The organism is Acinetobacter sp. KS-LM10 (assembly GCF_036896575.1).
In the GTDB taxonomy this organism is placed as follows: domain Bacteria; phylum Pseudomonadota; class Gammaproteobacteria; order Pseudomonadales; family Moraxellaceae; genus Acinetobacter; species Acinetobacter avistercoris.
Genome location: NZ_CP145906.1, coordinates 160,263 through 174,236, shown reverse-complemented (window position 1 = coordinate 174,236; position 13,974 = coordinate 160,263). Strand labels below are relative to the sequence as shown.

Here is a 13,974-nt window from a genome sequence, read left to right as displayed (position 1 = left end):
TTATTTCTCCTCTTTGTAGTCAGCAACAGGTAACACCGATGGTGTCGCTTGCGGCGCCCAAGCCACTGGACGATCTGTATCTAACTCAAACGTTGAGATGGCATCTTTCACGAGACGCGCATCTACTTCACCTTCATCAGCTAATTTTTTCAATGTTGCAACCACAATGTGCGCTGCATCCACACCGAAGTAGCTACGTAAGTTACCTCGTGTATCCGAACGACCGAAACCATCTGTACCCAATGCCACAAATGGGCGATTATCTGGAAGATAAGCACGAATTTGTTCGCTATACGCACGCATATGATCCGTCGCAGAAACAACAATACCTTGAGTTGCGCGAAGTTGTTTAGAGACCCAAGACTCTTTCTCAACTTCAGCCATTGGATGTAAGCGATTATATTCTTCACACGCCATACCATCACGTGCAAGCTCATTAAAGCTGGTTACGCTGTAAACATTGGAATGGATTTGATATTCATCACGTAGAATTTGTGCAGCTTTAATCACTTCACGCAGAATCACACCTGAACCCATCAGCTGAACAGTTGCTTTCTCATCTTCTTGCAATAAATACATACCACGTTTAATGCCTTCCTCAACGCCTTTTGGCATTTCAGGATGCTCGTAGTTTTCATTCATCACTGTTAAGTAGTAGAACACACGCTCTTGATTTACATACATGCGTTGTAAACCGTCATGTACGATAACCGCAAGTTCATAACCGAAACAAGGGTCATACGACACACAGTTCGGAATGGTATTAGCCAGAATATGCGAATGACCATCTTGATGCTGTAAACCTTCGCCATTAAGCGTAGTACGACCCGCTGTAGCACCCAATAAGAAACCTTGTGCTTGTGCATCGCCTGCTGCCCATGCAATGTCACCAATACGTTGGAAACCAAACATAGAGTAGTACATGTACATTGGAATCATAGGCAGATTATTGGTTGAATAACTGGTTGCCAACGCTGCCCATGCACTCATCGCACCAGCTTCATTAATACCTTCTTGCAGCATATGACCGTCTTTTGCTTCACGGTAATGCATGAGTTGTTCTTGGTCTTCAGGGGTATATTTTTGACCATGCGCGGCATAAATACCCAATTGACGGAACATCCCTTCTAAACCAAAAGTACGTGCTTCATCTGGAACAATCGGTACTACACGGTCTTTAATCGCTTTTTCTTTAAGCAATGATGAAATCAAACGAACCATCACCATAGTTGTCGATTGCTCTTTGCCATTTGAACCCGCCAATACCGAGTCAAAAACAGAAAGTTCAGGAATCGCTAAAGTTTCACTTTCTTTACGACGTGCAGGTAAATAGCCGCCTAATGCTTCACGACGCGCCTTCATATACTTAATTTCAGGCGAGTTTTCGCTTGGACGATAGAATGGCACTTCTTCAAGCTGTTCATCAGAGAACGGTAGGTTAAAACGATCACGTACATATTTCAAAGAATTTATTTGCATCTTCTTGATTTGATGCGTCTTATTGACTGCTTCAATTTCTTCAGATAAACCATAACCTTTAATTGTTTTAGCCAGAATTACGGTAGGCTGACCATTCGCAGTACATGCGGCTGCATAGGCAGCAAAAACTTTGTACGGGTCATGACCACCACGATTTAGATTATCGATATCTTCATCGCTTAAATCTTTAACCAATTCTTTTGCTTCTGGATATTTACCAAAGAACTTTTCACGTGCATATGCACCGCCCTTCACTTGGTAACGCTGGAAGTCACCATCTACAGCTTCGTCCATGACTGCTTTTAAAGCGCCCGATTTATCTTTATCGAGTAGTGAGTCCCAATGACGACCCCATACCACTTTAATCACACGCCAGCCTGCACCACGGAATACTGACTCAAGTTCTTGAATAATTTTACCGTTACCACGCACAGGTCCATCGAGACGCTGTAAGTTACAGTTCACCACCCAAATTAAGTTATCAAGTTTTTCACGACCTGCAAGTGAAATTGCACCTAAGCTTTCTGGCTCATCCATTTCACCATCGCCAAGATAAGCCCAGACCTTGCGGTCTTCTTCTTTGATCAAACCACGGTTCATCAAATACTTTTGAATATGCGCTTGATAAATAGACATGATTGGACCAAGGCCCATCGATACTGTTGGGAACTGCCAATAATCAGGCATTAAGTAAGGATGTGGATATGACGGTAAGCCCTTTCCTGCAACTTCACGACGGAAATTATCTAAATGTTCTTCAGTCAAACGACCTTCAAGGAATGAACGTGCATAGATACCAGGTGCACAATGTCCTTGATAATAGATCATGTCTCCGCCAAAATTATCGCTATTTGCGCGGAAGAAGTGGTTAAATCCGACATCATAAAGCGTTGCAGAAGATGCAAAACTTGCCAAGTGACCACCTAGATCATCACCCGTTTTATTGGCACGTAGTACCATCGCAAGGGCATTCCAACGAATCAAGGCACGAATGCGACGTTCCATATCTTGATCACCTGGCATAGCCGGTGACTCTTCTACTGGAATCGTATTTAAATAAGGCGTATTCATACGTTGAAGTGGTACGTGTTTAGAAATAGCTTGTTGATACAACTTTTCCAACAGAAATGCAGCGCGATCCGTTCCCATATGTTTTAGAACAGAGTCAAAAGCATCCTGCCATTCTTGCGTTTCTTGTGCGTCGGTATCGCCGTAATACGCCATCTCTTCACCACTCCAAATAACCTAATCTATATATGATATATGTATCATGAAATACACTCGTTCAGTTATGGTTACAGCTGAATACAGCCTGAACTAGTATTTCATAATGAAATAGTAGTTGACTATAAATTACACGACACAACAAAAAACCGCCAATAATGGCGGTTTTTTTAAACAAACTAAATTTTATCGCGTGATATGATTTATGTTCATTAAGATTTAAATGATTGAAAAACGTAATCACTTAAACTCAAGACAAATCAGGTCTTAAGTTGAGCTTAAGGCAACATTGCTAAGTAAGTTGATGGATTCTTACGTTGACCATCTTTAACTACTTCATAATGTAAGTGCGGACCAGTACAGCGCCCAGTGCATCCTACATTGGCAATATGTTCACCAGCGCCCACTTTATCGCCTACACGTGCAATTAAACGTGATGCATGTGCATAACGCGTAATATAGCCATTGCCGTGATTAATTTCTACGTACTGACCATAACCAGTGCCCCAGCCTGACTTTGTAACCACACCAGGACCTGTTGCGTAAATTGGCGTGCCCGTCGGTGCAGACATATCCAACCCAGAATGATTTTCAGCACGACCACCCATGGTACGACCGCCATAATTTGAACTTACACGTTTCAAATCTGGAAGTGGGTGAGTGACTAACCAAGAATATGTTGAGTTAGCTGAATAACGTGAATTTGACTTAGAGCCATTTTTTCCAGCAAGACTCGCATTATTTAATTCGATTGGATCCGCTTTACGAATTTTAACATCCATCTGAGTATTCGCAGGGATATCCATATCATCAGGGTGGCTATATGCACCTTGAGACAATGTTTTCGTTAATTGTTCTAAACGGTCAGGTGATGATCCATTGGTGGCATCTAATTGAACTAAATCTGCGAAAGCAACAGAAGCAGCCGAAGCAGCTAAAGAAAATGCTAATAATATACGTCGCGAATGCATAAAAACCTCATTAAACTGTTCTTACCAAGTCTTCTGCGTGATCTCATCCTTGATATTCACTAAAAACCTTTTAAGATTAGAACATCACCATGTAGGAACAATGTATGTCAGAACCCAAAAAAGTTTTTCAACAAACAAGACAGCACTTAAAAACAGGAAACTTATCGTTTCTTACAAAGCAAGTTGCCGAATGGCAAAAACTTACTAAATTAATTCAACCTTTATTGCCACAAAATGAACAATGGCAGGTTGTCTGTTATCAATACGGTGTTTTGACTATTACCGGTGAAAATCAAGCCCTGATCAGTCAACTCGGCTACCTTCAAAAACAGTATATTTCTCAATTATCACAAATTCATGAATTAAACGATTTACAGAAAATCCAAGTTCGCTTACGTGCAAAAACAAATACCGAACCTAAAAACTCAACAATCCCTAAACAAATTACACCAGCAACTCAAGAAATGTTACAAAGCGCTGCTAGCTTTGTGAGCGACCCCAAGCTTAGCCAAGCTTTGATACGTTTGGCAAGCATAAAAAAGTAATCACGTTATTTGGAATATATTCATATTAGCAATTAAGTGTGATCTATTTATCTAAATAAAACGATATAATATAACATTGCCACCTAAAGACAATGACTTATATCACACTTACATATTGTATAGGACAAGAAAGCTTGTCATCAAATGTTACAATTTCATAATTTTTTGGATCACTTTTAACATTGCGTAACAATTGATTGTTTAAAGCATGTCCTGACTTGTAACCATCGAATTTTGCTATGATTTGATGACCAAGTAAGTATAAATCACCGACTGCATCTAAAATTTTGTGACGTACAAACTCATCTGCAAATCGCAAACCTTCTTCATTTACGACGCCTGTATCATCAACACCAATCGCATTATCTAAACTTGCGCCAAGTGCTAAATTATTTGATTTTAAATAATCTAAATCTTTCATAAAGCCGAAAGTTCGTGCTTCGCTCACTTCATAGACAAATGTTTCAGTCGAGAAATCAATGGTTGCAGATTGGTACTCTTTGGCAAATGCGGGATGGTCAAAATCGATTGTAAAATTCAGCTGAAATCCTTCATGAGGTGTGAAAATGGCACGTTTGTCGTCTATTAAAGCGGATACAGGTTGTAATATTCGGATAAATTTCTTGGGTGCATCTTGCTCGACCAAGTCGCCTTGCATCAGTAAATAAATAAATGGTCCTGCGCTGCCATCCATGATTGGAACTTCTGAAGCAGACACCTCAACAATAAGATTATCGATTCCTAAACCCGCGATGGCGCTCATAACATGTTCAATGGTCCCGACTTTTGCATTTTCTTGGACCAAGTTTGAACACATAAATGCTTCTTGAATCAACATCGCATCTGCAGGAATATCAACGGGTGGCTGAAGATCGATACGACGGAATACAATACCCCCATTTGCAACATGCGGTACAAAATTAATCAGTACTTTTTGTCCACTGTGCAGTCCGATACCACTCGCTCTCACGACTCGCTTTAGGGTGCGTTGTTTCAACATATTCGTTCGGTCAATCATCCAAAATCTGCTATACGTTAGCACATTTAACTATTGATAAAAATCAAAAAGGTGGCCCGAAAGCCACCTTTTATATTCAAATCACGTAAACATATGATGTTACATATTATTTACGCTGTTGATTTTTAAGATAATCCTGAATGCTCATCGGCGCTGAACGTGGCGCAGTTGTTGAGTCTACACTCGGTGTTTCGCTATTTTGGCGTTTACTGATTGCAGGCACATCATCTTCATCTACAGCACTTGCAGCTTGCTGATATGATGAATTTGAAACACTGACTGGTGCGCGTCGTTTAACTTCCGCATCATTGGCATTTCGAGTCAAGCCTGTTGCAATCACAGTTACACGAATTTCATCACGTGCATCTTGATCGAATACAGTACCAAAGAACACTTCACCTTCGTCTAAATCAACAATTTGATTCACAACATCAGTAATAATTTCTGTTTCACGTAAAGTAATATCTGCACCACCGGTAATGTTAATCAACACACCTTTGGCATTCATAATATTCACATTATCAAGGAGCGGGCTGCGAATAGCCAAGCGAGCTGCTTCTTCTGCACGATCAGGACCACTGCTCTTACCTTCGCCCATCATTGCATAACCACGAGTACTCATTGCGGTTTTTAAATCGGCGAAATCAAGGTTAATATGACCAGGACGAACAACAAGATCAAAAATACTTCGAACAGCGCTAAGCAATACATCATCAGCTTTGCGATACGCATCTTGCATTGAAATATCACCATAAACGCTTAATAAGCGTTGGTTTGGAATGATAATTAAAGAATCAACGTGCGCCTCTAAAGCTTCAATCCCTTTTTCAGCTGAACGTTGACGACGACGACCTTCAAAATTGAACGGCGTAGTCACCACACCTACAGTCAAAATCCCCATTTCCTGAGCAATTTCCGCAACAACTGGTGCAGCACCTGTACCTGTACCACCACCCATACCAGCAGTTACGAAGACCATATCCGCACCTTCAAGGTGTTGACGGATCAATTCACGGCTTTCTTCTGCAGCAATTTGACCTACATCAGGATTCGCACCTGCGCCTAAACCACGCGTGCTTTGTTGGCCTAATTGTATTTTGAACGGTGCATTCATACGATCAAGCGCTTGTTTGTCTGTATTTGCACAAACAAATTTCACCCCTTTAATATCGGATTGCACCATATGTTGGACAGCATTACCGCCGCCGCCGCCAACACCAAACACAGTAAAACGGGCTTGACCGTTGTTATCGGTTTGTTCATCTTCTAAAAATTCAAATGAAGCCATGACCTTAAAATTTCCTAATAAATGGCAGTCAGTTAAGCCCGTATACTGCCTTGATCTTCAATAATAAAAACTGTTTTAAGGATGCTTTGCATTGCGAATCTTGTCAAGCACATGACGATACACTTACAAGTCGCTAACAAGACTCCCAAAAAACTAAACCTAAAAAATGCCTTTTAATTTGTTATTGAGGGCATTCCAACCGCTCACTACACGTTGCAAGATTGGACGTTTAGACATTTCCTCAGGTTCTTCCACTGACTCTTGTAATTCACTTTGGCTAAATAACAGTAATCCTGTTGCCGTTGAATACATTGAGCGTCTTAATGCAGGTAAATGCTGATCATCGGCATAAACCTGTAAAGGTGGATTTCCTAAATGAGCTGAAACACCCAACATACGTCTAGATAAAGTGATCATGCCCTCAATTTGACAAACATCACCACTTAAAACGACACCGTGATATAAGCTTTGTAAAGCACCACGTTTTTCTAACTCATCACGCACCATACCAAGAATTTCTTCATAACGTGCAATAATAATTTCTGCCAACTCTATGCGGCTAATCGATTGCGGCCCATCGATCGCTTCGAACTCAATCATATGATCGGGTTTGACCTGATTCAGATCTACACAACCATATAAGAGTTTTAGACGTTCAGCTTCATCGGTAGTGGTTTGAAGTACAGCCGCAATATCACGCGTTACATTTTCACCACCCCGTTGAATGGTGTGCGCGAGTACCAGATGACCTTCAATATAGACCGCGATATTGGTCGTTCCAGCACCGATATCAAGTAAGCATACGCCATACTCTTTTTCATCTTTCAGCAAAGAGCCTTCTGCTGTTGCCAAGCATGACACCACCATTTTCTCAACAAAGATATTCGCACCTTTCATGGCACGATCGAGATTTTGCATCGTGCTAATTGGCAACATCATCAATTGATAATGCGCGGTCATACTGTTTGCAGATAAGTTAATTGGATTATGTACCCATTCCGTTGAGTCGTCTAATTCAAAACCTAAAGGTACAGCACTCGCCAAGTAATGGTCAGGCGTCATATGGCTGGCTTTCGCAAGCTCTAATGCGCGTACCACTTCAGTGGTCGTAATGGTGCGTTCAGGATTCGCAATTGGGGTACGACCTGACGCATAAAAACTTTGTAATTCAGTACTTGGAATAGAGACCCAAGCAGAATGTACACGACACTCTGCCATATCTTCGGCTTCTTGAACGGCATTTTTGATCGCAGCGATGACTTTTTCTAGGCTAACAATTTTGCCTTTATTCATGCCTTTATTGCGTGCGCTAGCCATACCAATAACCTGAATATTATCAGGGGCATGCACTTTTCCTATTAGAACTGAAACTTTATGTGTCCCAATGTCTATCGCAACAACTGAGGGAACAGCTTCATTCATCATCGACTACCACTTTCTTCAATGTTTATGTATGGCACAAGGCCTAATTATAAAACCACATATTATGGCTTTGTGGCTAATGTGTCTGCAACGCTTATGTCATCAATGGTTACAACAAACTGTCCATTTAATATTTGAGGAGCAGTAGAGTTTTTCCATTGAATCGCCAACCCATTTCGATAACGTAAATCGATAGCGGAAATTCTAGGCCATACTGCTTTAAGGTCAGTTTGTGCTAAATGACTTAAACGCTGAAGCTTACTCATCGTCTGATCTTGATCTACAATAATACGTAAACCCGTACTGAACTGCATAAACCATGTACGACGATCAGTTAAATACAACTCTTTCAAACGCATATTTGCAGGATAAAACAGTTGGTTAATCTCATTGTAACGACGCATCATCACTTTAGACTGATCTAAAGGACCGTGTAATAAAGGTAAATTTGGATAGTTTCGAGAAACAGCTTCCGAATAAATTTCACCTTCATCACTGAGTAAGCGTCCAGTACCCCAACGTGCAATTGCATGTCGTGGTACGATTCGAACTCGAATTCCATTTGGCCATGCTCTAGACACCACCACTCGATCCACCCAAGACACCTCTAAAGTGCGATCACGTATTTCTTCCAGGTTAGAGCTAAAGTAATTGTCTTTGACTACAGCAGATAAATGCTCAGTAATTTGTTTCTTTTCTACTTCCGAATGTATACCAATCACTTCCAGTGTCGCAACTTTTGCATCGGTAATGACTTTGTATAAGCCGTAAATACCAAACAAAAGCACAATAAATGCGACAACAAGTAATAGCCAACCTCCCGCATTGATCATTTTCTCACGGAGAGTTGGTGGCTTCTCATGGATAGAAGTAATCGCTACGCGTTTTCGGCGCATTGATGCTGGAAGTTGTGCCATAAATTAATGCGTTTCTTTGGTAAGCGTTTGTTCAAGAATCGCGAGACAAAGCTCATCAAAACTATATCCAACCGCTTGAGCAGCTTTAGGCACCAAAGAATGACTGGTCATTCCTGGTACAGTATTCACTTCAAGCAACCAGAAGTTTCCTTGCTCATCTTGCATGGCATCAATACGTCCCCAACCACTTGCACCCACCGCTTGAAATGCGCGTAAACACAAATCTTGAAGTTGCTTTTCGTCAGACTCAGACAAACCTGAAGGAATACCATATTCAACATCATTACGCAGATACTTCGCGTCATAATCGTAAAATGCGACATCCGCAGGCGGTTGTAAACGTATGACAGGGAGAGGTTGACCATTCAAGAATGAAATGGTGTATTCACGCCCTGTAATCCACTGCTCAGCCATAACCACAGCATCGTGCTGCACCGCTTTAGCAATTGCAGCAGCCAAATCTTCGGCTTTCTCAACTTTACTCATCCCAACGCTTGAGCCTTCATGCACTGGCTTAATAATTAAAGGCAAACCTAAATGATTAATTACTTCATCTAAATTGGTGTCTTGAGAAACGATCCGATGTGGAGCCGTCGGCAATTCTGAACCTTGCCAGATCTGCTTGGTTTTCACCTTATCCATACCAATGGCAGAACCCTGCACACCTGTTCCTGTGTAGGGAACATTTAACCACTCTAATGCACCTTGGATTTGACCATCTTCACCACCACGACCATGAAGAACAATAAATGCACGATCGTAATTGACAAGTTCAGTCACACTGCGCACTTGCGGATCAAATCCTTCCGCATTCACACCCGAACGAACCAATGCTTCAAGTACAGCCTTTCCACTATCTAATGAAACCTCACGCTCTGCAGATTTCCCACCAAGCAATACAGCAACTTTGCCGAATTTAGAAGCATTTGACACGTTTATATCCTTAAACTTATACAATTGGTCGATTTAACGAAACCACAATTCCGTGATTCTTTTAAACATACATTATTTGAAACACATATTATTTTAAATAGAGCTGATTTTGAGCCAATTCAACTGAAATCGCTCCCACGTTACCTGCACCTTGAGTTAATAACAAGTCATTCGCTTGTAACACTTTTTGTATCACATTCTGCAAGTTACCTTCGACTGGATCAACCAATATTGGCTCGACTTCACCGCGCAAGCGAATACTCCGTGCCAATGAACGACTGTCCGCCCCCACAATCGGTTTTTCGCCTGCAGCATAGACTTCTAGCAGAAGCAATTGATCGACTTGTGACAACACGTCTACAAAATCATCAAAGCAATCACGGGTACGACTATAACGATGCGGTTGGAACAACATCACCAAACGACGGTCTGGATGGCTGGCACGTGCTGCCTTAATCGTCGCTTCCACTTCTTTAGGATGGTGACCGTAGTCATCCACCAATTTCACGGTGCCTTCATCAAGATCAAACTCACCTTGAATTTCAAAGCGGCGACCAACACCACTGAAACTTTCTAAAGCACGTGCAATGGCTGCATCCGAAACACCTTCATCAGTTGCAATACCAATCGCAGCCAATGCATTTAAAATATTATGCAGACCTGGCATATTGATGGTTAATGACAGTGGTTCTTTGGCTTTACGTAATACGGTAAATTGAGATTGCATACCATTTTGAACGACATCAACTGCACGAATATCGTTGTCTTCTTCAAAACCGTAAGTTATAACAGGTCGTCCAATACGCGGCATGATTTCACGAATATTGGCATCATCACCGCAAACAACGGCTAAACCATAGAATGGAAGCTTTTGTAAAAACTGAATAAAGGTGTCTTTTAAGACATCGAAACTACCACCGTACGTGTCCATATGATCGGCATCAATATTGGTCACGATCGCAGCCATTGGCTCTAAAAATAAGAACGATGCATCCGACTCATCTGCTTCAGCAACAATATAACGGCTCGCACCCAAAGCAGCATTCACACCTGTACGATTCAATAATCCACCAATGACGTAAGTCGGATCCATATTCTCTTCGGCCAACATACACGTAATCAGACTGGTGGTTGTGGTTTTACCATGTGTACCCGCAACCGCAATACCATGACGGTAACGCATCAACTCACCAAGCATTTCTGCGCGACGTACCACAGGAATACGACTCTCAATTGCTGCTTTAATTTCAAGGTTCTCAGTATCAATCGCCGTCGATACGACCAACACATTGGCCCCTTTAATATTTTCTTCAGTATGACCGATATAGACTTTAATGCCTTTTTCTTCAAGCTGTACTGTCGTTTTAGACGCTTTTATATCTGAACCCGAAATTTTATAGCCTTGGTTTTTAAGCACTTCGGCAATACCACACATGCCTGCACCACCTATACCCACAAAATGGATATGTTTAATACGGCGCATTTCAGGAATTTTAATCAGGCTTTTTGCTTTATCAGCTGGACTTGATGGAGACATAATCTACTCTAAAAACTTACAAATCTTGAATTAAACCAACCACGCGTTTTGTCGCATCGGGTTGGGCTTGTTGACGTGCTTTTACAGCCATTTCCATGAGAAGTTGGCGGTTCATCAACGGTGCTAATACTTCTTTTAACGAATCTGGATTCATCGTGCTTTGAGGGCAAATTTTTGCTGCACCAATATTGGCTAAGAACTTAGCATTGGCTGTCTGGTGGTCATCTACAGCACTCGGTAAAGGTACAAAAACAGCAGCCACACCAGCGGTCGCAACTTCAGTTACCGTCAGCGCACCTGCACGACAAATAATCAGGTCAGCATCACTATATGCTTTGGCCATATCTTCAATAAAAGGTTGAACTTCAACCTTTAACGTTTCTTTTACATTGGCATAATGGGCTTGAGTTGCTTCTTGCTTGTTTTGACCACATTGATGAAAAACATTGAGTGGAACATCAAGCTGTTTTAATGCTAAAGGTACATTTTCATTCAGCGCTTGCGCACCCAACGAACCACCAACGATCAGAATATTAAGGGGTGCATTCACATCCATTCGCGCTTTATAACGATAGGAGGGATTATAAATCGCACTAATCTCTGAACGGACTGGATTTCCTGTGGTCACAACTTTAGGCGATGCTTCAAAAGTCTTTGGAAATGCCTCACAAACGACTTTAGAAATACGCGACAACTGACTGTTGGTAAAACCTGCCACGGCATTTTGCTCATGCACAATGACAGGAATACCCAAAATTCGAGCAGCCAAACCACCAGGTCCAGCGACATATCCCCCAAAACCTGCCACAGCATCAATTTTGAGTTTTTTCATATAACGCATAGCACTTAAGGTGGCTTTTAGGATTTTAAACGGCGCTGCCAATTTACGCACGATGCCATTGCCACGAACACCTTGGATATCAATTTGGTAAATTGGAATATCATGTTGTTGTAATAAACGATTTTCCATACCTGTTGGTGTCGCTAACCATGAAACCTGACAACCTTCCTGTTGCAATTGCTTTGCGACAGCAAGTGCTGGGAATACATGACCGCCTGTTCCGGCTGCCATCATCATGATGTGTTTAGGTGTTTTTTGCGAGGTTTCGGTCACGATCTTAATTCTTCAATTCAAAATAAATATTTAAGGTATTTTCTAAAAGCAATTGTAATCACAAACACCTATCGGTAAAAGTTTATTTACTTTTTTTCACCAATCGTTTCATTGTTTTTTTCTGCCTTATTCAAAGTTTAAACTAGTTTTAACATTAACAGAGAGAAAATGAGTTGCAATTTAGTCAACACAATGACTTTATTTTCTCCAATCCTAAAAAAGAGCCTCGAAAGACTCTTTTTAAACCATATTCCAATATTTTTAAAAGCAATCTAAATCAATTTTAGGCTTTTAACCCTGCTTCTAAAACATCAAATAAATCGTCAGCAATCGATGTTCCAAATTGATCATCAATTTCACGGATACAGGTTGGGCTGGTAACATTAATTTCAGTCACAAAATTTCCAATCACATCAAGTCCGACGAAGACCAATCCTTTTTCACGTAAAAATGGACCCACTTTTGCTGCAATGGCTTTATCATTTTCAGTTAATGGACGTGCTTCACCGCGACCGCCCGCAGCCAAGTTTCCACGTGTTTCACCATTTTGTGGAATGCGTGCCAAACAATATGGTATAGGTTCACCATTGACCATCAGAATGCGCTTATCACCATCAACAATTTCAGGAATATATCGCTGCGCCATAATAGGCTGTTGGCCCAACTCAGTCAGCATTTCTAAAGTTGAACCAATATTAACGCCATCCGACGTTAGACGAAAAATACCTGTACCGCCCATACCATCCAGAGGTTTTACAATCACGTCACCATGTTCTTGAATAAACTCACGGATTAAACTTTGTTGTGAAGTCACCAAAGTCGGAACTTGTAATTCAGGAAATTGTGTCGCAAACAGCTTTTCATTACAATCACGTAAGCTTTGTGGCTTATTGATAATCCACGCACCTTCACGCTCAGCTTGTTCTAAAATATACGTGGTGTAGACAAAGTTCATATCGAACGGTGGATCTTTACGCATCAACACCACGTCATATGCTGCCAATGATTCTTTTTGTTTTTCACCCAGCTCATAATAATGCGAATAATCTTCAAACACTTTGAGTGGAGAAATCAAGCCAAAAGCCTTACCTTGGTCGATATATAAATCTTGTTGTAATGCATAACCTAACTCATGCCCGCGGCGTGATGCTGCCCATAGCATCGCCATAGAAGAGTCTTTCTTTAGGTTTACATTTTCGATGGGATCCATGACAACAAGTACACGCATATTTTATTCTCAATCACTGCAATTAGATTCAAGTATAGCTGAGATTCAAGTCAGCCATTTGTTAAAAATAGATCACTATCCCCTGAAAATAAAGCCCTATGCTGTGCTCTTTTTTTCAAGCCCATATGCTTTAGCCTGCAAAGGGGCAAATCACACATTGAATTAACCCCCTAAACAGTAAAGGAAAGAGTGTCCATATTGGACTTTCAATCTAAAAATTTGCTTCGATCCAGAGGTTCTTATCAGGAATCATCAGAAATTATTTTTAAAGTCATCTAAAATTCATCGATACGTAAAT

At 41.1% G+C, this 13,974-nt stretch carries 11 protein-coding genes; 1 reads left to right on the top strand and 10 read right to left on the bottom strand.

Annotated elements, in window-relative coordinates; translation table 11 throughout:
- Positions 1–2,703 (bottom strand): pyruvate dehydrogenase (acetyl-transferring), homodimeric type, encoded by a 2,703-nt coding sequence (aceE, locus tag V5M36_RS00805; RefSeq protein ID WP_338561026.1) that lies wholly within the window; start codon positions 2,701–2,703, stop codon positions 1–3.
- A gap of 278 nt (positions 2,704–2,981) precedes the next feature.
- Positions 2,982–3,674, bottom strand: coding sequence for a M23 family metallopeptidase (locus V5M36_RS00800; protein WP_338561024.1), 693 nt, complete (start codon positions 3,672–3,674; stop codon positions 2,982–2,984).
- A gap of 104 nt (positions 3,675–3,778) precedes the next feature.
- On the opposite strand from V5M36_RS00800, the gene V5M36_RS00795 reads away from it, so the two are divergent.
- The gene (locus V5M36_RS00795) at positions 3,779–4,219 is read left to right on the top strand and encodes a DUF721 domain-containing protein (RefSeq protein ID WP_338561022.1); all 441 of its coding nucleotides are present in this window, start codon (positions 3,779–3,781) and stop codon (positions 4,217–4,219) included.
- A gap of 97 nt (positions 4,220–4,316) precedes the next feature.
- Here V5M36_RS00795 and lpxC read toward each other — a convergent pair whose 3' ends face one another.
- The 8 genes from lpxC to gshB form a co-directional block, all read right to left on the bottom strand.
- Positions 4,317–5,219: a UDP-3-O-acyl-N-acetylglucosamine deacetylase gene (lpxC, locus tag V5M36_RS00790; RefSeq protein WP_338563953.1), complete on the bottom strand. Its 903-nt coding sequence runs from the start codon at positions 5,217–5,219 to the stop codon at positions 4,317–4,319.
- Positions 5,220–5,343: 124 nt separating this feature from the next.
- Entirely contained in the window at positions 5,344–6,525 is a 1,182-nt protein-coding gene (gene ftsZ / locus V5M36_RS00785) for a cell division protein FtsZ (protein ID WP_338561020.1), read from the bottom strand.
- A gap of 159 nt (positions 6,526–6,684) precedes the next feature.
- Positions 6,685–7,950 (bottom strand): cell division protein FtsA, encoded by a 1,266-nt coding sequence (gene ftsA / locus V5M36_RS00780; RefSeq protein ID WP_338561018.1) that lies wholly within the window; start codon positions 7,948–7,950, stop codon positions 6,685–6,687.
- Between the two features lie 59 nt (positions 7,951–8,009).
- Complete coding sequence (locus V5M36_RS00775; protein ID WP_338561016.1) at positions 8,010–8,864, bottom strand: cell division protein FtsQ/DivIB; 855 nt, start codon at positions 8,862–8,864, stop codon at positions 8,010–8,012.
- Between the two features lie 3 nt (positions 8,865–8,867).
- The gene (locus V5M36_RS00770) at positions 8,868–9,797 is read right to left on the bottom strand and encodes a D-alanine--D-alanine ligase (protein ID WP_338561014.1); all 930 of its coding nucleotides are present in this window, start codon (positions 9,795–9,797) and stop codon (positions 8,868–8,870) included.
- A gap of 88 nt (positions 9,798–9,885) precedes the next feature.
- Positions 9,886–11,334 (bottom strand): UDP-N-acetylmuramate--L-alanine ligase, encoded by a 1,449-nt coding sequence (gene murC / locus V5M36_RS00765; RefSeq protein WP_338561012.1) that lies wholly within the window; start codon positions 11,332–11,334, stop codon positions 9,886–9,888.
- 16 nt (positions 11,335–11,350) lie between these two features.
- The gene (gene murG, locus V5M36_RS00760) at positions 11,351–12,412 is read right to left on the bottom strand and encodes an undecaprenyldiphospho-muramoylpentapeptide beta-N-acetylglucosaminyltransferase (RefSeq protein WP_445206319.1); all 1,062 of its coding nucleotides are present in this window, start codon (positions 12,410–12,412) and stop codon (positions 11,351–11,353) included.
- A 319-nt stretch (positions 12,413–12,731) separates the two neighbouring features.
- The gene (gshB, locus tag V5M36_RS00755; RefSeq protein ID WP_338561008.1) at positions 12,732–13,676 is read right to left on the bottom strand and encodes a glutathione synthase; all 945 of its coding nucleotides are present in this window, start codon (positions 13,674–13,676) and stop codon (positions 12,732–12,734) included.
- Between the last annotated feature and the right edge of the window lie 298 nt (positions 13,677–13,974).